Genomic DNA, 18,787 nt, shown 5'->3' with positions numbered 1-18,787 from the left:
AAGGTGTGGGTGAGCCCACGCAGGCTTCCAGGGGCGGGGGCGTCTCCGGCTCGCCGGGGGCGCCGCCCGCCCCCTACGTGAGGATGACTACCCACTGGGTATAAGTCTGGACACGCGTTGGCCCACTTGAGTAGGACCTGACCTGCGATTATGCAACTGGAGAGGGGGTCCAACGAGGCGGACCACCCGTTGGCCCGGGTTCACTTCGTTCTCACATTGTTCTCACTCCGGACTCAGGGGACCACAGGGACCGGCATCATCAGCGCTGCGGATCGAATTTCAAGAAGGCTCCCTCTCTCCATTCCGCAGCACCACCGACACGGCCCGGCAGGCGGTCGCACAGGACCTTGAAACGCACCATCCCAACGAAATACCGGTCAACGAAAGCCGGTTACCACCGAGTCGATCTCGCTCACCGGCACCGCCGAGGTCGCCGTCGACCCCGCCCCGACCACCACCGGCCGACACCGAAGGGGCTGCCTCCAGGTGGAGACAGCCCCCAAGCCGCGACTCGACATCAGACCACGAGTGCCCGTTGCGCGTCCCACTGGCGGATCAGCCCGGCCAGCTCGTCCCACTCACCAGGGGCATTCGTAGCGGCCACGTCGGCACGAACGTCCGGCGCGGGCCCGCCGCCTTGGCGGGGGAGATAGGCGGTGCCGGGCGTCGTCGCCTGGACCGCTGGCGCTGTTCGTGCGCGACCAGGTACGGGCGCACCGCCCGCACCCCGTCCTCGTCCACACACCAGCCGAACTCCGGCAGCTCTACCGGGGTATCGGGCTCGGTCACGTTGCTGCCCTCTGTGAACAGCGACCACGCCCGATCTGTGTGGGACCGCCGCGCCTCGTCATAGCGCCGCACCCACTCCGGCTCGGGAGCCGGGCGCGTGGTCGCGGTGTTCGGGGGTTTCCGTTGCGGTGACGTCTTCCGAGCTTCCAGCTCCGCCGGGCGCGAAGGTGGCGCGAACCCTACTCCGATGATCGTGGCGAGCACCGCGCCCACGGCCCACCGCACACGGCTGACCCATCCTCGTCGGCACCTGCGGTGCCGACCCGTACCATGACTCATAGATCTTCCTCCTGCTGCATTCAGGTGGGGGATCAAGCCTCGGGTCGGTGGTGACTCACCGCCCGGGGCGCCTTCTCTTTCGGTCTTCTCGATAAAACCGTGAGCCCGTGTTCTGGACGAGGCGGGTGTCAATGGCTTCGAAGGTCGGCCGCCCCTCGAAGCTGCGCTTCCTCACCCCACCCGACACGGAGCAATCAGCCCGGTTAGCTGGCGCCACCACCCGCCAGGAGCAGGTCAGGGCCGGTGTTTCTCAGGACAAACACAGGCATGACAAAGAACCCCATTTCAGGCATGCGAATAAATTCGGTCATATGGGAATGGCCGTGTTCAGCCGGGCCGAACGGCAGTTTTGATGTTTCCCCATACTCGCGAGAAGTTTCAACCCGGATGGCTCAGAAAAGTCATGAGCCCGAAAATGAGGAGCCATGAGACGACGGCTCCACATGGCCCTCACGCGCCCGACGCGCGCATAGCGCCCCGTGGGCACGGACGCCCAGCACAGGGGGTCACCCGCGCCCACGGGGCGGTGTGGGGCCAGTCAGACCGGTCTGAGGGCGGTCGCGAGCCGGGCGCTGTAGCAGTCCCTCACTGACACCTGGACGCGCTCAGCGCAGGCCAGGGTCTACGGTCCGCGATCGCTGCTGCCCGCAGGGAACTCGCCCTCGCGGTGAAACCCATTCGGGTCTTGGTCTCGCTGCTCTGGGTGTGGGACTCGCGCGCTGGCCCCGCTCACCGAGTGCAGCCCCGTGTCCTGCGGCTATTGCGAGGTTGAGGCCAGCAGTCCGGGAACGAACCGCCTCACGTAGGGGGCCAGTCGAGCGTGGAGTTCGTCCCGGTCGCTCGCTTGGATGATCTCGGCGCAGATGATCAGGTGTGCCAGGTGCCCGTCGTCGGTGTCGAGCACGTCGGCGAAGACCTGGCGGACCTTCGCCGCAGTCTCCGGGGCTGGCAGGGCGTAGGCGTGCAGGACGGCGGCGTCGTACCCGGCCGGAGCCGCGCCCCACCCCTCCCAGTCGATGATGCTCAGCGGGTTGTCGGTGAGGTTGGCCCAGTGCAGGTCGCCGTGAGCGGTCACCCAGCGTCGCACGGTCGTGTCGATACCGGTCTCGGCGATTTCGGGGATGTGGTTGGGGATGCGGTGGACGAACGCCTGGGTGAACACCTGGCGTCCCTCGGGCCTGGGAACCCTTTGGAGAGCGTCCAGGGCTTGGCGTAGGCCGCTCCACCAGCGGGTTTCGGCCTTCACAGGGGCGGTGAGATCCGGGGTCGCCGACACTACCTTCCCCGGCAGCCGCTCCCACAACAGTGCTTGGAAGACCGGTCCCTCTCCCCAGGTGTATTCGCTGAGCAGGCGCGGCTGGGGAACACCGTCGCTGATCAGCTCGGCGGCGAGCGAAGCCCCTTCCCACACCTTCCCTCCGGGTTTGGGGGCGGACGTGACGCGAAGCCAGCCAGGAGAGTCCTCAGAGGTGGCGGCCGGACCGCTCAGAGTCCGGCCGCCCACACCGAGGTGCAGCGCGGCATCAGGCGGTGCGACCAGGTCCAGGGCCGCGACCGCGTGATGCCACGCCTGTTCCAGGTCAGGCGTTTTCTCGGGAGAGGAGGAGGTCACTGATGTCCTTGAGTCGGTTCTCGGGCAGCGGTGGGCGGCCCGCTACCGAGGCCGCGCTTGACCAGTGTCCTGTACTCGAGGCGCTGATCAGCATCCCCGTGAGGCCGGGTGCTGAGGCGGTCACCATGAGGGCTGCCTCGGCGGGTGAGGCCCCGTCGCTGATGTGGTGGGCGAGGCGTTCGTTCACCAGGTGCACGAGTTTGCCGCCGTGGAGTGGGGCGGAGGCCCACACTTCCAATCCTGCCTCGTGTGCTTCGGTGAGGGGTCCGTTTCCGTTCAAGGCGTCCTTGATCGGGGCGATGTTGACCAGTGACACGGGCAGTTGGATGGCGGCCAGGCCGGTCTCGGGGCTTCCGGAGGCTTCACGGGACAGTCGGAGGAGGTCGGGCACACTGAAGGCCTCCGTGAATCCTGACCAGGTGGCGACCCCGTACCCCGTGATCAGGCCGTCGGTGCGGGCTTCCTCCAAGGTGGTGAGCCCGCCGCGGATTCGATCGTGCAGCTCGGCGCGGTCGCCGTCGTGGTGGTGGTCGGGGTTGTGCAGGTACACCAGGTCCAGGCGCGGCCGTCGCAGTTCCAGCCGGTTCATCGTGATCTGGTGGCGGACGTAGTTGGCGGCGATGCTGTGCAGGCCACGTGCTTCCTCCGCCGTCAGGACCTCGCTGGACACGGCGACCTTGGCCTGGCCGGGGGTCATGTGGCCGACCTTCGAGGCGATTCGCACCTGTGGGTTGGCTTCCAGGGTGGAGGCGATGGCGCTCTGGTGGGTGCCGTGCCCGTAGACGGGGGCGGTGTCGATGAGCGGGCAATCGGCCGCAGCCGCGATGCGCGCCGAGTCTGCGGCGTCGCGGCTGCGGTAGGTGCCCAGTCCGAGAAGGGTCACTCTTCGCCCTCCCAGACCAGGGCGCCGTCGTCCATCAGTCGACGTAGTAGGGACATCAGGGCGTCTTCGGAGATCTCGGGGGCGAGTCGGTGCAGTTCCTTGACGGTGACCGGTTCGTGGTCGGCGAGCCGGTGGAGTACCGGGGCTGCCAGAGGTGCCAGGCGCCAGCGGCGTCCTTGAGCTGAGAGAACCACCTGTCCGTTCTCTTCGTTCACGGTGCCCCGGTGGGATGCCAGCCGTACCCGGGAGGACGCCGACAGCGTCCCGGTCACGGCGACCGGCAGGCTGAACGCCATCCTTGCCGGCGCCTTCTGGTTCAGGTGGTCCCAGTACTCCTCAACCACGTCGGGTGACTGGAGCCGTTGAGTGATCAGCTCCGCCAGGCGATAGGTCCACGCCGCCTGATCGGTCCTGTTGCGGGGGACGTCGCTGCGAACCTCGACGTGTTCGCGCATCAGTCCGTTGATCCAGCCGAGGAAGTCCGCGCCGGTCGTGGTGTTGAGCCCGCAGGTTAGGTGCAGGCTGGGTTCTCCTTCCGAAGCCGATGCGGCGTGCCAGCATCCCCGGGGGACGTGGAGCACGTCGCCGGGTTCCATCGTGAACTCGTCGATGGGCTTGGTGGGGGCGTCGTTGTCGACCTCCACGTCGGAGTACAGGGGTGCCTGGCGGGTGGTGCCGTAGATCCGCCAGCGCTTGCGGCCGGAGACCTGGAGGACGATGACGTCGTGGTCGTCCCAGTGGACGCCGAAGCCTTCCTTCGCGGTCCAGGAGGCGTAGGCGTTGACCTGGACGCGGGTGCCCAACCATGCTTCCAGCGCAGCGGCCATGGTGTTGATGGGCGGGTGCATCTCGTCGATCGCGTCCACGACCAGCGTGGCGCCCTGTCGGAGCTGTTCGTGGAACAGATGCGGTATCGGGGCGTTCCAGTTGGGCATACGCCGGTAGGTCTGCAGACGGGTGTACTGGGCCACGTCCACCGTCTGCCCGCCCGAGAGCCGCATCCGGGGCACATCGAGGCGTCGGGTGGCAAGGAGCTGGTTGAGGTCAGGCCAGGTGAGCAGGTGCGCGAAGTCGGTGGCTTGGGCGGCGTTCGCGGCATAGCGGCGGTGGGAGCGGCCGAGCACCTGGGCGGGGAACTGGTCCCCGCCCAGACGGCCGCTGATCAGATCAGCGGACACGGGTGTTCTCCTAGCGGATGCCGTCGTTGGTGTCGGAGCGGCCGGTGCCGCCGCCGTCGGAGGGCTGCTCGCCTCGGCTGCGCTCGGCCTGGATGTCCTCGACCGCGACCACCAGGTCGCCGTCGAACTGCGTGCTCTGCATCTGCGGTTTTCCCTTCGTTCGTTTTCTTCGTGGAGTGCGGTGACGGGGCCCGTTCCTTGCAGGGCTGTGTCACCGCGATGCCTCGTGGTCGGTTGGACGGAGCCCGACCGCGAGGCGCTTTACCTCCCTGCTCGGGTGGTCATGAGCTGGGAGAGTTCAGTGGCATCGGTGCTGGCTGCGATGCTCTCGACGGGCGACACCGTGGCGAGAATCCTTTCGGTGTGCAGGATCCGGCGGTGCAGTTCCTGATCCGTGGGCGCGGAGAGCGGGGTTATGTGAGCACGGCCTCGGTAGAAGGCGAAGAAGGCCCGCGATCCCGGCCCCCACATCACGAGCCAGCGGCTCCGGTGCGCCATCTGGAGCTGGCGGGCGGCCAGGTACTGGTCGTGGTCGTCCCTGATGTCCCAGGCCACCGTGATCACCGCTCGGCGTGGTCGGCGGGCCGGTCGGGGTTTCGCTCGATGCGGTCCACCTCGAACCAGACGCTGGTGCGCCCGTCGTCGTGGTGGATGGTGCCCCACCGGCTCGCGTCCGTCGCGACCAGGTGCAGTCCGCGCCCGCTCTCGCTGTGGGGGTCGAGCGGGCGCAGGTGGGGAACAGTGACCTGTCCGTCGCGGGGGCCGGCGTCGGTGATGCGCACCTGGGTACGGCCCGCCAGTTTGAACACGCTGATGGTGACCTCGCCGCCCGGATCGCCCGATCGGGTGTGGCGGAGGCAGTTGTTGAACAGCTCCGAGGCGAGCAGCGCGATCGGGCGGACCTCCCAGTCGGGGAGGGATGCGAGTGTCCGCAAGCGGCGGCGCATGACCTTGGCGTAAGAGGCGTCGCCGGGGACGGTCATCGCGGACCCGGTGACCTCGTAGTTCACCTCCAGCAGGACCGGGACCCGGTCAGAAGGTGCGGTGGCGCGCTTGGGCAGCGGGGAAACATCTCGCTTTCCGGTGCCGGTCTCCGTGTCCTCCGCCTGTTCCACCAGTGCTGCCCTCATCCCCATCACCGTCCTCCCGTGCCTGGTCACCGTGCCTTGTGCGTCAGTTCCAGGTCGTTGACGAGTTCTCAGTTTTGGGTTGACGCGTCTTCGGTTCCCATGAACAGGGGTGATGATCGCTATTACGGTGGTGATGCTTTTGCGAGCAGGGCTGGCCAGGCGGGCCAGGAGCCCTGTTTCATGGGTGCGAACATTTCCCCGTTCAAGGGACCCATGGTGTCGATATGCGCGAATTGCGGCAGGGAGAGGGCATCTGTCGCTAATGCGAAGAAAAGGTGTTCTTGTATACCCAAGGGATTCTGGGATGCGTCTGAGGCGCAGGAGGCCGCTGGGCGCCTCGACGCGGGCTCGCTCGTACGCCTCCTGCGTTCACGCACCGACCTGTCCCAGGAAGCCCTCGGCCGGTTGACCGGCCTGTCCCAGTCGATGGTCTCCCAGCTCGAATCGCACAAGCGCGATTTGAAAGACGTCGTGAAGCTGCGCCGCTTCCTCAACGGGCTCGGGGCGCCCAGGGTGACAACCACCCGCACGCAGCAGGAAAGCGTCGAGAGCACAAAGCTGTTGGCGCATGCCGCTCAGGTCACCATGGGTGCGGCGGAGATCGATCCCCACAGGTGGCGCGGGCCGAACATCCCCGAGACGCCCCTGCCCGTCCGGCGGGTAACGGGAACCGACGTGGACCACGTCGAGACGGTCACCAAGGCGCTGCGCGCCGCCGACTACCAACTCGGAGGCGGAGCGTGCCTGGACGCGATCATGGCGCACCTGGCCTACGCCCACCGGCTGCTGCGCGCGGCCAAACCCGCGAACCAGCTCGGCCTCCAGCTCTACCGGGCCGTCGCCGATCTGCACAACCTCGCCGGGTGGGCGAGCTTCGACGTCGGCCACTACAAGGTCGCGGCCGAGCACCTGTCCCTGGCGCTGGAACAGGCCCAGTACATCGAGGAGCCCTCGCTGGTGGCCAACGTGCTCTATCGGATGGGGCGCCTGCACCTGCACCGCGGCCACACCCTCCAAGCGCTACGGTTCCTGCAACTGGGACAGATCGCCGCCCAGGACTCCGGATGTGAGCGCACTGTCGCGCTCATGTGCGCCAACGCCGCCTGGGCCTACGCCGTCCTCGATGACCAGAAGCGGTCCATGGACTCCCTCGCCCGTGCGCACGATGCCTTTGCCCGCGCCGAGGCGGACACGACACCGTGGGTGCGGTTCTTCCACGAAACCGACCTGGACGCCATGTCCGGGGTCGTCAACGCCGCCCTACCCACACCCTCACCTCGTGCGTACACGGCCACGACTGAGCACCTGTACCGGGCCGTGGACGCCCGCAGCCCGGCCATGGGCCGCAGTCAGGCCTTCGAGCTGACCACCTTGGCCACCGCCCACATCCGCAACGGCGACCCCGACCAAGGCGTGCACGTCGGCCGCCAGGCCGTGGACCTCGCCCGCCAGGTCCGCTCGGTGCGCGTCATTGACCGGCTCGCCCCGCTCCAGCAAGCCGCCCTGGCCTACCGAACCCGGGGAGAGACAGCGGAGCTGGCCGCCGAGATTGCTACCCTTCGCACATCATGAGCACCACTCCCGCCCCCTCCGCCGGCCTCCGTTTCGCTCTCACTCGCGATCGTGTCCACGACGTTCTCGCGGCCCTGTGCGAGGAGGCCGGGCTGGGCACCAAGGCGGCTGACGACGCCGAGCTGATCAAGTTCACAAACAACGCCGTCTACCGACTACCGGCTGCGGGGCTGGTGGTGCGCATCGCCGGGTCCGCCACCGTGGTCGAGCGCGTCCCCGTCGTCATCCAGGCGGCCCGGTGGCTCGCCCAGCACGACGCTCCGACGGTGCGGCTGGTGGAGGAGATCCCCCAACCGGTGCGGGCAGTCGGGGCTACGGCGACCTTCTGGCACCTGGTCCCCTCCACCGGGCCCGAACCCACCGGTACCGATCTGGGGCGCATCCTCAAGCACATCCATGCCCTGCCCGCACCGGGTTTCGCGCTGCCGTCGTGGAAGCCGTTCGTACGCATCCGCAGCCGCATCGCGGACGCCGAAGGGCTGGCCGGGGCCGACCGGGTCTTCCTCATCGAGCGCACTGACCACCTGGAGCTCCTGGTCCAGGACCTGGAGTTCGAGCTCCCAGCCGGGGTACTCCACGGCGACCCGTTCATGGGCAACCTCATCCCCGCCCCCCACGGTCCGGTGATCTGCGACTTCGACAGCCTCAGCTACGGACCCCGCGAATGGGACCTGATCCCTGCCGCGGTCGGCAAGGTCCGCATGGACTACCCCACAGACCACCACAGCCCGCTCGCGGCCGAGTACGGCTTCGACGTCCTCACCTGGCCCGGGTTCCCCGTCCTGCGCCAGCTCCGCGAACTGAGGCTCGTCACCAGTGTCCTCCCGGTCCTGAACACCAACCCCGGCCTGCGCGCCCAGTGGCGCCACCGTTTGGACACACTCCAGCACGGCGACACCACCACCCGCTGGTCCACCTACCGGTAGGCATCACCACGCGTCTCGAGTGACGGGAGGCGATCCCGACACACCAAAGCCTCCGCACCGGGTGCCGGTGTCGTGGAGACGAGCAAGCCTGGGAGGATCTCCAGTTGGAGTGACCGTTTTCGGCAAAACCTGGCCGTATGGCCTATCAACGCGGAACAATCGCCCCATGGGACATAAGAAGGCCTGGGTGCGTGCCCTGGGTGCGATCGCGCTGGTGCTGGCCGGGTTCTGGCTGGCCCCTCGGGTGCTGCCCGGTATGGGGTGGGGGTTGGACGAGCTCAACCAGGTCGCTGGTATCGCGTCCTTGGCGGTGGCCGTGGCGACCCTAGCCCTGGCCCTATGGCCTACCCCCGGCAGCAAGGTCGATGGCGAGGACCAGGGCGACGTCGTCGAATTGGACCGCGTCCGGACCAAGGGTGCGGTCAAGGGCAGGGTCGGCCCCACCCCCGCCAAGGGCGGGAGCCGAACCCGGCTGCGGCGTATCCGTGCCGGGGGCGACGTGATCGGCCAGCAAGTCCACTCGCCCACGGAGCCGCCCCAGTGACCCGTATCAGGCACAACCCCGCGGACCCGGCCTCATCCATCGACATGCGGTGGATCAAGGCACGCGGCGATGTCATCGGCCACCAACAGGTCATCCACCTGCCCCGGCCAATCCCCACCGCGCTGCACACCCTGCCCCCTCCACCTGCCACGCTGGCCGGCCGCGCCGAGGACCTGCGGGAGCTACTGGCCGAACTCGACCCCACTCTCGCAAAGGCCAAGGCTTCCGACTGGGCCACGGATACCGAGAAAGAACAGGACGAGAACGCGTGCGCGGGCGGGGCGATGATCTCCGCGCTGGCGGGCATGGGCGGGGTCGGTAAGAGCGCCCTGGCCCTGGCAGCTGGCGCGATCGCCCACCACAAGCAGTGGTTCTGCGCCGAGTTGTTCGTGGACCTGCACGGCTACGCCCCTGGCGCCGAACCCCTCTCCGCAGAAGCGGCCCTGGATGTGCTGCTGCGCCAGATGGGGGTGAACCCGAAGGACATCCCGCCGGGGGTGCAGGAGCGGGCCTCCTTCTACCGTTCCGCACTACAGTCTCTGTCAGAGGCCGACGGACAGCGTCGTCCGGTGCTGGTGGTGGCCGACAACGCCAGTTCCGCCTCCCAGGTGCGGCCTTTGCTGCCCGGTGCGGGTGGCCACAGGGTGGTGGTGACCAGCCGCGGCGGCCTGCACTCCCTGGCCGGAGCGCGCCACCTGGATCTGGACATCCTCGACCTCGAAGCGGCCATCGCGCTGCTGGCCTCGGATCTGATCGCCCATACCCCCGAGGACCCTCGCGCCGAAGATAAGTCGGGGTTGAGCCGGTTGGCTGGCTTGTGCGGGTTGTTGCCGTTGGCGTTGGAGATCGCCGCTGCCTACCTCAAGCGCAGCCCTAGGCTAGACCCGGCCCGGTTGGCCGACCGGTTGGAGCGGGCCGTCTCGCGGGTAGACAAAATTAAGGACCCCGACCGCGATGCTGGACAGGCGCGGGTGCTGAGGGCGGTCTTCGACACCTCCTTAGCCCACCTAGCCCAGACCGAGGCCAGGATGTTCCTGCTCGTGGCTTCCACACCGGGACCCACCCTGGGCACCGCCGCGGCCGCGACGTTGACCGGCCTGCCCTTCGAGGAGGTCGAGGAGGTGCTGGAGGAGCTGGCGGCCGCGCAAATGCTCACCCAGCCCGCCCCCGGGCGGTGGGGGGCCCATGACCTGCTCTCCGACTACGCCCGCCACCACCCCCACCCGCCCAATGGCCGTGACCAGGCGCTGGGGCGCCTCCTGGACCACTACACCACTACCACCGGTGCCGCTGCGAATCGTCTGTGGGCCCTGCCCGGGCAGCTGGTCCCCGACCTCTTCTCCGGCCCGGATACAGCGTTGGCGTGGTTGGACGCCGAGCGGACCACCCTGGTGGCCGCGGCCCTGGCAGCCCCCGCCCTCGGACACACCGATGCGGCCATCGCCCTGCCCCTGCATCTGGGCGAGTACCTGAGCCGTGGGCGACGCTTCGAGGACCTGGAGCAGGTCTCGCGCTCCGCCCAGGCAACAGCCCGCACCACCGGCGACTACACGCGGGAAGGGAGGGCGTGGAACTACCTCGGCACGACGCTGAGGCAGGTACGCCGGTTCGACGAGGCCATCGACGCTCTCACTCGCGCACGCGACCTGGGCCGACAAACCGGCCAGCCATGGCGAAGCGGCGGCATGGACCAACCTCGGCACAGCGCTGGCGCAGGCGGGCCAGCCCGCTGAGGCCATCGACGCCCTGACCCACGCACGCGAGGCATTCAACCAGACAGGTGACATCCACGGCGAGGCGCAAGCGTGGAACAACCTCGGCGCGGCGCAGGTGGAATTGGGCCAACGGGCTGGTGCGGTCGGGGCGGTGCTGCGGGCGGTGGATCTGTTCGAGGCCGCTGGGGATGAACACAATGCAGCCCTTGGAAGGGAATCGCTCGTGCGGATCCGCCAGGATCCCGATACCGATGACTTAGTCTGACCAGACACATCCCGGTTCTAGGTTTCCGGGACCGAGCCGTCGACGTACCGGAGTTCGGTCGGCGGCCTCAAGACGATACCCGGCACCCGCACACGCTGTCACGGAGCAAACGGGGCGTCGCCCAATGGGGGGTCGGAGAGCCATTTCTGGCCTCGGTCGCCCCGAGGGCGGCCGTCACGTTCCAGGTCGAGGTCCAGCAGGCGTGCTTGTCTGATGCGATCTTCAGCCGTCCCAATGGAGAACCATCCACCCATAACCACCGCATGCGGACATTCTGCCTGCCTAAGCAAACGATGAAAGAGGACCTCGCGAGGTGCCATCGGACGCCGCCAGGGGCCGGTGTGTGCTCCGTTGATGCTCCGCAGTTCCGTACTGGCACGACACCAGACGGCATCACACGGCCCCAGACGGCACAGCTGATCGGATGGGGTGGCATACAACGACACAAATTGGCACCAAGCCTTCTAATCCGATGGCCGCAGGTTCGAATCCTGCCGGGTGCGCCATAAAACCCCAGGTCAAACGGAGTGTTTCGCCTCACCTCAGAGGACGCGCCACGCCGGTGGGACCAGGGTGGGGCCGAGGTGGGACCAGGACCAGACCCCGGCGACCTCCCCGTCCCCTCGTATGCCGATGGACCCTCCCGGCGTCCCGCATTACCAGCCAGGCGGTCCGCTCAGCCGCCTACCGTGCCGCCTCCGGTGACACAATGCCAGCCGGACCCAACACCACCTTCGACGTGTGCCCCAGGATCGAGAACGACGGCTGCCCGGATCAGAGGAGTGACGGGGGCGATCCCGACACACACCACAGCCCCCGCAGTCCCCGCAGCCTCCGCAGCCCCGCCACGAAACAGCCATTCACCGACAACGGCACCGTGGTCATGGGCACAAACATCAATCTCATCTCGCACCAGCCTCCATCTCGGCTCACCCCTGCCGCAGATGGCGCGGGATCTCTGACACCGTCGGTGCGATGTACGTGACCGGCCTGATTCCTTGGCGGAGTGATGACTGAACCGATACCCTCCGTGTCCGCATCGGGGGGTCACTCTGGATGGGAAGGGTGAGTACATGAGCAGGGCGGGCTTCGAAAGACCGGAACAACAGCTGGCCTAGCGAAAGATCACGAGGCATCCACCGGTTCAACGCGCCCACAAGGAGGGACTGGACCATGTCCAAGTTCATGGCGCCCATCGTCACCGGCGTTCTAGCCTTGCTCTTCGGACTCATGCTCGGGTTCATCGCCGGGACACAGATATCCGACAGGGAGAACGCGAACCAGGCAGCAGAGGACCCTGGCCAACAGGAGCCGACGGAAGACGAGAGTGTCGAGTCGGACGAACACTGGTTCGACGAGGAAAGCGATGTGTACGACTCCGAACCCGAACCTCCCGCCCCAACCGAGTTGACCGTCGGCGACACGCACACCGAAGCCAACGACACCTACGGCGACTCGTACACGTTCACCATCACGGACGTACGATACGTCAGCGAAATCCCCAACACCGAGTACGGCGACAACGGCTCGTACCTGACCGCGTTCGATGGCGAGGGCTACTTCGCTCTCATCACCCTGGAGTACACCAACGACAGCTCAGAGCACCAGGAGTACATCCAGCTGTTCGACTCCTACGTCGACCCCGACGGGACGGTCATCCCCAACGATGACGAGGTCGAGGTCAACAACTCTGACGGCTACGACACGTACAACGCCTCGGACATCGGAGCCAACGAACTGCTGGAGAACGCCACCGTACCCAGCGGCACCACCGTCGAGGCCACCGAGGTCGTCCCCGTGCCTGCGCAGAACGGTCAGATCCACTCGTACGGCGGCGAGTTCTACCTGACCTTGTCCGACTGAGGGCAATCGGCGCCAGTCAAAAGGTGAAGTCCGCTGAGATCCGCGCGGCGGGGACGGATCCCTCGCTGGCCATGGGCCGGTTGATGACCGCGACCGTCTCTAGCGTGGGATCACCCGAGGCCCTGATTAGGATCCTCCCGACCAGGATGGACCGGTTCGCACGAGGACTCCAGCAGCAACGAGGTCCCGGTTCTAGTCCTGACGGTAGGTGAGGAACAACAGTGCTTGCGGTCGCTCTTCACCATGTGACCGGAGGCGGCCCCTGGTCCACGAGGACCTCGCGAGGTGCCATCGGACGCCGCCAGAGGCCGCTGTGTGCTCCGATTATGCTCCGCAGTTCCGTACTGGCACGGCACCGGGCGGCATCCCTTGACACGAATCGACAGCGGTGATCGGATGGACAGGGACGAAACGGCACCCCGTGGGACGCACAGGCACGAAAGCGCCGGACTTCTCATCCGATGGCCGCAGGTTCGAATCCGATACCAAACCGAGCGAGTCAGGGGCGGACCGAACGTGAGCGCGGGCACCGGAGCAGACAGGACCCGCTCGGACCCGCTCGAGGACACCCCCTCCACACCGATGCCCAACCCGACGGGGAGCGCAGGACCCGACCACCGGGGTTCGCAGGCCAGGTCCGACCGTCCGGTACGCCGATGCACGCTCATCGCCTGCAGGAGGCCCCGAGAGGTGAATTCCTTGACCAGCGCGGTAGATGTCAACGCAAATGAGACAGCGGCCTGGTCATGAGTTCTGTGGTTGGCTCTGGCGGCGTTTGGCCGGGTCGTTGATCCAGACCACCTCGGGAATCCGGGGCGGACGCGGACGGCGCGAGAACCGCTCCGGACGGGCCGCGTAGGCCCGGTTCAGGGTGATGGCCCGCTACCCACCCCCTGTTGGCGTCGAACACGCGCCGACCGGTTCCGGCTCGGGGCCTTGCCCGGTCGGTCGAACCGCAGTTCCGGAGGCCGCTCGGCTGGTGTGTCCCTTGGCCTTCTGGCGCCGGGCCAGAGGTTTCAGAGTGCGCTGGACGATGAAGTACTCCGCCACGAGCACGTTCACCAAGAAGGAGGCCCAAGCGCTCGCGTGGTAGATGTCGTCGAAGGTCAGAGATGGGAAGAACCTCTCCTGGAGCGCCAGGCCGGTCATCAGATAGATCCGCAGGCTCACCGCGGCGAAGGTGAGCGCGTAGTTGCGGATCATCCAGATGCGGTGCAGTTGGACTTCACCGCGGCGGATGGTGGTGTAGGCCTGGTAGAGGGTGTAAAGCCAGGCTGCAGTGAGGATGTAGAAGGCCACCTGTACCGAGAACCCGCTGACCGAGTAGGTCGCGGCGAACAGGGCCGCGATCGAACCCAGAACGATGGAGACCATGTAGATCTGCCCGGCGATCCGGTGCGCCTTCGGGTAGCGGACGCGAATCCGGGTGAGGAACTGGAACGGGCCGATGAGCAGCGCCAGCGAGCTGGGGACCGCATGCACCGCGATGGTCACGTAGTGCGAGGCGAACAGGTCGTTGAGCGGGATCTGGTTGCGTTCCACGCCGCCGACCAGATAGGTCTGCGCCGAGTAGACGGCGATACCGACCGCGGATGCGGCCAGAAGACCCCACAGGGTCCACCACCATCGTCGGCGCGTCGATTTGGTCATGCTGGTCAAGGTCTCCCCCACGTAGGAGTAGTAGGTGGCTGTCACCGACATGCTGCTGCGTGGGCGGGTTCGTTCGCGTCGGTGATCGTCGCCTAATCGACCGTTTCCAGCGGTTGGCCGAGTTCGGGCAGGTCCTTGAGCTGCCTGCGGGAGGTGATGTCGAGCTTGCGAAAGATCCTGCGCAGGTGGGCGTCGATGGTCCGCGGGCTCAGGAACAGCCGTGCGGCGACCTCTTTGGAGGTGGCACCCGCCGCCACGCACTGAGCGACGTGGATCTCCTGCATGGTCAGACGGTCCAGGGGCCGCTCGGAGCGCTCACCCACCACCTCGCCGGTCGCTCGCAGCTCGTTGGCCGCCCGGTGGGCGAAGGCCTCCATCCCCAGATCGGAGAGCATCCGATGTGCGGTGCGCAGTTGCTCGCGTGCGTCGCGGCGGCGGTTGCGGCGGCGCAGCCATTCCCCGTAGCGCAGGTATGACCTGGCCAGCCCAGGTGCGGAGGGGCTGTGTTCCAGCTCTTCGATGCCCTTGCGGTGGTCGGCTTCCGCCTCGGTGACCAGAGCCCGGGCGCTTGCCAGAACACCCTGGGCCCAGCTGGTCTCCACCGGCTCGGTCCGCTCGGCCAGAGACTCCAGTGCGTCGGCGGCCAGGCTCCCGCGCCCGCATCGGGCCGCGGCCTCCACTAGTTCGGGGAGAATGATCCCGGGCAGGAACAGGCCTGCGTCCTGCGTCCCGCGCACGGCCGCATCCAGCGCGCGCGAGTAGTCTCCGAGTCCGTTGTTGAGCACGGCCCTGGCCCAGTGCATGTTGGCCGGGAGCTGTCCCCGGCCTCGGCGCTGCGCCTCGTCCAGGAGTTGGAACGCCTCCTTGCCGCGGCCGCGCATCGCGGCCAGATGGACGCGCGGGTACATCTTCGGTGCGTCCGCGAGGGCGTCGGCGATCGCCTCTTCCTCGGCGATGGCCGCGTCGGCCCGCCGGAAGTCGCCGGTGAGCACCGCGGAGATGGCTGTCTGGGCGAGGGCGAGCCTGCTCAGGGTCAGCGATCCGCTCTGTCGTCCGGTGCGCGTCATCCACTCGGTGATGCTGGTGTGCACGCTGTGGTCCCACAGGTCGGCGGAGAGAAGGCTGGCCAGCCCCGGATGGTGGGCCCAGGCGGCGGCCTCACCGGTGAGCATACGGCGGACCATCGGCACGCCTTCCCGGTAACGCCCGGAGCCGAGCAGGCTCAGTGCGTCCAGAAGGTCGGGGGCCCGGTTGGTCGGGGGGGCCGTGTGTGCGGCTTCGAGGACCTGCTCCATCACCCCGGCGGGCCGGCCGGTCACCAGTGCCGTCTCCAGGGCGCTCACCAAGGAGGAACGCGACAGCTCAGGGTCGGTGGCCTCCAGTCGGCGGGCCGCTCGCAGAAGAAGGCGCGGCCCGTCCTGGGCCTGTTGCCCGCCCTTGAGGAGGGCGAGCTTACCGCGGAGCAGGTCGATCGAGGCTTGCAGGGGCGGGCCCAGGACATCGGCGTCGATGCTGTTGAGCAGGTTCGCCGCGGTGTCCGCCGTGCCCGCGTCCAGGGCCGCCCGGGCCGCCCCGAGTGTGCGTTGGACGCGCGGTCCGGGGTCCAGGGACAGGGCCGCCGCGCGTTCGAGGAAGGCGGACGCGGCCGCCACACCTCCGCGCGCCTGGGCGCGTGCGGCCGCCGATTCGAGTTCGGTGGCCACCTCCTCGTCCGGTGCGCTGCTCGCCTGGGCCCGGTGCCAGGCCCGTCGGTCCGGCGCCGTGACCGGGTCGGTGACCTCGGCCAGGGCCCGGTGCGCGGCCTGGCGGCGCTCCAACCCGGCCCCCCAGTACACCGAAGAGCGAGCCAGGGGGTGGCAGAAGCGGACGCGTGTGCCGAACTCGATCAGTTCGGAGGCCTCAGCGGCCGGTGCGGCCTCTCCTACGTCGATGCCCGACCATTGGGCCGCGGCCCAGAGCAGGTGTGGGTCTCCGGTGGGTTCGGCTCCGGCCAGGGCCAGTAGTCGCTGCGCGGGTTCGGAGAGTCCCTCTAACCTGGTGTGGAAGCTCCGCTGTACGCGCTGCGCGACCGGGGAGGGAGTGGGCGGGACGAAACCGCCGGCCCTGGGCAGCTCGATCAGGGCGAGTGGGTTGCCCCGGGCCTCGCTGAGGAGGCGTTCGCGTACCTGTGCGTCGAGTGTGATGGTCTTCTCCGCGCTCAGAAGAGAGCGGGCGTCGGTGTTGTTCAGGCCGCCCAGCGTGAGACCTGGTAGCTCGTCCAGGCGGGGTTCGGCGGGCCGGGGCCGGGTCGCGAACACCATGGCGAGGGGTTCGGCGGCGATACGTCTGCCCAGGAACACCAGTGCCCGGGCCGAGGCATGGTCCAGCCAGTGTGCGTCGTCGATGACGCACAGCACCGGTTGTTTCCGGGTGGCGGTGGAGAGCAGCTCCAGAGCAGCCAGGCCGACGCGGTGCGGGTCCGGGTCGCCACTGGTCAGGCCGAACGCCACCTGGAGGATGTCACGGTGATCGGGTGAGAGTTGGTCCAGGTGGGTCAGGACCGGCACACAAAGCTGGTGGAGCCCGGCGAAGGGCAGCTCCTTCTCGAACTCTGATCCGGTGCCGTGGAGGATCTGGAACCGCGGCGCGGCGATGTGCGCCGCGTGGTCCAGCAGCGCGCTCTTGCCGATGCCCGGCTCGCCTCGCAGGACAAGAACGCCTCCCCGGCCCCGTTCGGTGGTGTCGAGCAGGGTTCCCAGGCGGCCGGTCTCGACGCACCTGCCGACGAGCGGTCGGTGAGGGGCAGTAGGCATACGCAGAACGATAGTGACCCGGAACGTGCGGTCCGGTCCTTGCCCTGTTGGGCTTTTCGGGGTCCCTGTAGTTTGCGCGGAGTATCCAACGCCTAGAACGACAGTCGTATTATTGAATCTCCCCGGGTTGTTTAGAGACTCGTGTTCTGTGCTGTGAGCTGCGGCTCTTGGGTGGTTTGGGCGTAGTAGGCGGCCTCGTACTCAGCGGGTGGAACGTAACCGATCTCACCGTTCAGGCGCCTGTTGTTATACCAGTCCTCCCACTCGGCGGCAGGGCTGTTTCATAGTCGGGATCGTGAGCCATCAGCGCTGATCACAGCCCTGTAGCGATCCGGTCGAAGCTCCCACCAACAAGCAACGGAGCCCGCTAGAAGATCAGGGACTCTCACATCTCTGATTTCCAAGGGACTCCGTTGCGCTCCCAGTCTGTCACGCCCACTGCCGCCCCAGCCGACCTTGCCGACAAACTCGCCCATCTGGAGGGCCCCCGCTCTCCGCGGGGCCGCCGCCACAGCCTGGCCAGCGTCCTGCTGTGCGCGTTGGCCGCGATGGTGGCCGGGGCCCGCCACCTGAGGGCGATCGGCCAGTGGGCCGACGCCGCACCCCAGCACACCCTGGCCCGTCTGGGCTGCCGGGTCACCTGCGCGGCTCTGGGCGCACGCTCTGCCCCGTCCCCGGCGACCATCCGCCGCGTCCTTCTCGCCCTGACCCCCGAGCCCTTGACCGCTCTGACCAGGCCCGACGCCCTCCAGGTGGTGGCGGTGGACGCAAGACCCAGCGCGGATCGGCCACGTCCACCGAGGCGGCGGTGCACCTGCTGGCCGCCCTGACCCCGGACCGGCGTCTGGTCGCGCAGGTACGGGCGCCGGCGGGCACCAGCGAGATCGACGCCCTGGCCGCCCTACTGGCGGGCGTGGACCTGGCCGGCGTGGTCCTCACCGCCGATGCCCTGCACACCCAGACCGACACCGCCACCTACCTGGCCGAGGAGTTGCACGCCGACGACGTGTTGACCGTCAAACGCAACCAGAGGGCCCTGTTCGAGCAGGTCAAAGCGCTTGCCTGGGCTCAGGCCCCCACATTGGACACCACCCGGGCCCGTGGCCACGGACGGGCCGAGACCCGCACCGTCAAGGCCATCGACCTCGCCAGCAGGGCGGACTTCCCGCACGCGGTCCAAGCGGTGCGCCTTCGCCGCCACGTCATGGACCTGCGGACCGGGAAGGTGTCGTGGACCTGCGCATATGCGGTGACCTCGCTGGAGGTCGGGCAGGCCGATGCGGCTCGGATCGGTGTTCTGGTGCGGGGGCACTGGGGCATCGAGGCCTGGCATCACGTCAAGGACGTCTCGTGGGGCGAGGACGCCTGCAAGGTCCGCTGCGGGCACGCACCCGACAACCTGGCCGCGTTGCGGGCGGTCGCTGTCGTGCTCTTGGGCCGGTTGGGACAGGAGACACTGCCCGACGCGATCCGATGGATCTCGTATGAGGCGTTCACTCGCCCGCTGGATGTGATCGGTCTTTGCTGACCAGCGTCAACGCCACTGCTCACCGAGAATAAAACAGCCCTGCTCGACGGCTACCCGGTTC

General features: G+C 67.9%; 17 protein-coding genes and 1 pseudogene. 9 read left to right on the top strand and 9 right to left on the bottom strand.

Features of this window, described 5'->3' with window-relative positions; all coding sequences use genetic code 11:
* Positions 1-1,199 precede the first annotated feature (1,199 nt).
* On the top strand, positions 1,200-1,421 hold the full coding sequence (locus tag DFP74_RS33335; protein WP_147453895.1) for a hypothetical protein: 222 nt from the start codon (positions 1,200-1,202) through the stop codon (positions 1,419-1,421).
* 404 nt (positions 1,422-1,825) lie between these two features.
* Here the strand turns inward: DFP74_RS33335 and DFP74_RS20870 are convergent, their stop codons facing one another.
* From DFP74_RS20870 to DFP74_RS20850, 6 genes are all read right to left on the bottom strand, one after another.
* Positions 1,826-2,680 (bottom strand): phosphotransferase, encoded by an 855-nt coding sequence (locus DFP74_RS20870; protein WP_121183935.1) that lies wholly within the window; start codon positions 2,678-2,680, stop codon positions 1,826-1,828.
* Complete coding sequence (locus DFP74_RS20865; protein ID WP_121183933.1) at positions 2,649-3,563, bottom strand: aldo/keto reductase; 915 nt, start codon at positions 3,561-3,563, stop codon at positions 2,649-2,651. The genes DFP74_RS20870 and DFP74_RS20865 overlap by 32 nt, the downstream gene beginning before the upstream one ends.
* Positions 3,560-4,741 (bottom strand): cupin domain-containing protein, encoded by a 1,182-nt coding sequence (locus DFP74_RS20860; protein ID WP_121183931.1) that lies wholly within the window; start codon positions 4,739-4,741, stop codon positions 3,560-3,562. Before DFP74_RS20860 ends, DFP74_RS20865 begins: the two co-directional genes overlap by 4 nt.
* 10 nt (positions 4,742-4,751) lie before the next feature.
* The gene (locus tag DFP74_RS34945) at positions 4,752-4,883 is read right to left on the bottom strand and encodes a hypothetical protein (protein ID WP_255351839.1); all 132 of its coding nucleotides are present in this window, start codon (positions 4,881-4,883) and stop codon (positions 4,752-4,754) included.
* Between the two features lie 119 nt (positions 4,884-5,002).
* Entirely contained in the window at positions 5,003-5,296 is a 294-nt protein-coding gene (locus DFP74_RS20855) for a hypothetical protein (RefSeq protein ID WP_199725730.1), read from the bottom strand.
* Positions 5,297-5,301: 5 nt separating this feature from the next.
* Positions 5,302-5,871 (bottom strand): ATP-binding protein, encoded by a 570-nt coding sequence (locus tag DFP74_RS20850; RefSeq protein WP_121188399.1) that lies wholly within the window; start codon positions 5,869-5,871, stop codon positions 5,302-5,304.
* 99 nt (positions 5,872-5,970) lie between these two features.
* Between DFP74_RS20850 and DFP74_RS20845 the strand changes: the two genes are divergently transcribed.
* From DFP74_RS20845 to DFP74_RS20825, 6 genes are all read left to right on the top strand, one after another.
* Positions 5,971-7,443 (top strand): helix-turn-helix transcriptional regulator, encoded by a 1,473-nt coding sequence (locus DFP74_RS20845; RefSeq protein WP_121183929.1) that lies wholly within the window; start codon positions 5,971-5,973, stop codon positions 7,441-7,443.
* Entirely contained in the window at positions 7,440-8,369 is a 930-nt protein-coding gene (locus tag DFP74_RS20840; protein WP_121183927.1) for an aminoglycoside phosphotransferase family protein, read from the top strand. The genes DFP74_RS20845 and DFP74_RS20840 overlap by 4 nt, the downstream gene beginning before the upstream one ends.
* Before the next feature lie 166 nt (positions 8,370-8,535).
* Positions 8,536-8,913, top strand: a complete 378-nt coding sequence (locus tag DFP74_RS20835; RefSeq protein ID WP_158613034.1) for a hypothetical protein — start codon at positions 8,536-8,538, stop codon at positions 8,911-8,913.
* Positions 8,910-10,646, top strand: a complete 1,737-nt coding sequence (locus DFP74_RS20830; protein WP_233571080.1) for a hypothetical protein — start codon at positions 8,910-8,912, stop codon at positions 10,644-10,646. The genes DFP74_RS20835 and DFP74_RS20830 overlap by 4 nt, the downstream gene beginning before the upstream one ends.
* Positions 10,621-10,893 (top strand): hypothetical protein, encoded by a 273-nt coding sequence (locus tag DFP74_RS34525; RefSeq protein ID WP_370013518.1) that lies wholly within the window; start codon positions 10,621-10,623, stop codon positions 10,891-10,893. The genes DFP74_RS20830 and DFP74_RS34525 overlap by 26 nt, the downstream gene beginning before the upstream one ends.
* Before the next feature lie 1,173 nt (positions 10,894-12,066).
* Positions 12,067-12,756: a hypothetical protein gene (locus DFP74_RS20825; protein WP_121183923.1), complete on the top strand. Its 690-nt coding sequence runs from the start codon at positions 12,067-12,069 to the stop codon at positions 12,754-12,756.
* A gap of 110 nt (positions 12,757-12,866) precedes the next feature.
* Here DFP74_RS20825 and DFP74_RS35210 read toward each other — a convergent pair whose 3' ends face one another.
* The 3 genes from DFP74_RS35210 to DFP74_RS20815 form a co-directional block, all read right to left on the bottom strand.
* Entirely contained in the window at positions 12,867-13,478 is a 612-nt protein-coding gene (locus DFP74_RS35210) for a DUF6177 family protein (protein ID WP_370013409.1), read from the bottom strand.
* Positions 13,479-13,638: 160 nt separating this feature from the next.
* Positions 13,639-14,457: a DUF2306 domain-containing protein gene (locus tag DFP74_RS20820; RefSeq protein WP_121183921.1), complete on the bottom strand. Its 819-nt coding sequence runs from the start codon at positions 14,455-14,457 to the stop codon at positions 13,639-13,641.
* Positions 14,458-14,498: 41 nt separating this feature from the next.
* Positions 14,499-17,198, bottom strand: coding sequence for an AAA family ATPase (locus DFP74_RS20815; RefSeq protein ID WP_121183919.1), 2,700 nt, complete (start codon positions 17,196-17,198; stop codon positions 14,499-14,501).
* Positions 17,199-17,611: 413 nt separating this feature from the next.
* On the opposite strand from DFP74_RS20815, the pseudogene DFP74_RS34520 reads away from it, so the two are divergent.
* Positions 17,612-17,866 (top strand): annotated as a pseudogene (locus DFP74_RS34520) (transposase family protein); the annotation flags it as partial.
* The gene (locus tag DFP74_RS20810) at positions 17,785-18,726 is read left to right on the top strand and encodes an ISAs1 family transposase (protein WP_233571079.1); all 942 of its coding nucleotides are present in this window, start codon (positions 17,785-17,787) and stop codon (positions 18,724-18,726) included. The pseudogene DFP74_RS34520 and the gene DFP74_RS20810, both read left to right, overlap by 82 nt.
* Positions 18,727-18,787 lie beyond the last annotated feature (61 nt).

Source organism: Nocardiopsis sp. Huas11 (assembly GCF_003634495.1).
Classification (GTDB): domain Bacteria; phylum Actinomycetota; class Actinomycetes; order Streptosporangiales; family Streptosporangiaceae; genus Nocardiopsis.
Note: the sequence above shows the minus strand (reverse complement) of the source record. Positions and strands in the feature narration are given on the sequence as shown.

Bases quoted from the DNA above. Each gene is read 5' to 3' on its own strand.
- DFP74_RS20825 (WP_121183923.1), top strand. From the start codon at position 12,067: ATGTCCAAGTTCATGGCGCCCATCGTCACCGGCGTTCTAGCCTTGCTC.
- DFP74_RS20845 (WP_121183929.1), top strand. From the start codon at position 5,971: ATGAACAGGGGTGATGATCGCTATTACGGTGGTGATGCTTTTGCGAGC.
- DFP74_RS20820 (WP_121183921.1), bottom strand. From the start codon at position 14,457: ATGTCGGTGACAGCCACCTACTACTCCTACGTGGGGGAGACCTTGACC.
- DFP74_RS33335 (WP_147453895.1), top strand. From the start codon at position 1,200: ATGGCTTCGAAGGTCGGCCGCCCCTCGAAGCTGCGCTTCCTCACCCCA.
- DFP74_RS20835 (WP_158613034.1), top strand. From the start codon at position 8,536: ATGGGACATAAGAAGGCCTGGGTGCGTGCCCTGGGTGCGATCGCGCTG.
- DFP74_RS34945 (WP_255351839.1), bottom strand. From the start codon at position 4,883: ATGCAGAGCACGCAGTTCGACGGCGACCTGGTGGTCGCGGTCGAGGAC.
- DFP74_RS20850 (WP_121188399.1), bottom strand. From the start codon at position 5,871: ATGAGGGCAGCACTGGTGGAACAGGCGGAGGACACGGAGACCGGCACC.
- DFP74_RS20815 (WP_121183919.1), bottom strand. From the start codon at position 17,198: ATGCCTACTGCCCCTCACCGACCGCTCGTCGGCAGGTGCGTCGAGACC.
- DFP74_RS20840 (WP_121183927.1), top strand. From the start codon at position 7,440: ATGAGCACCACTCCCGCCCCCTCCGCCGGCCTCCGTTTCGCTCTCACT.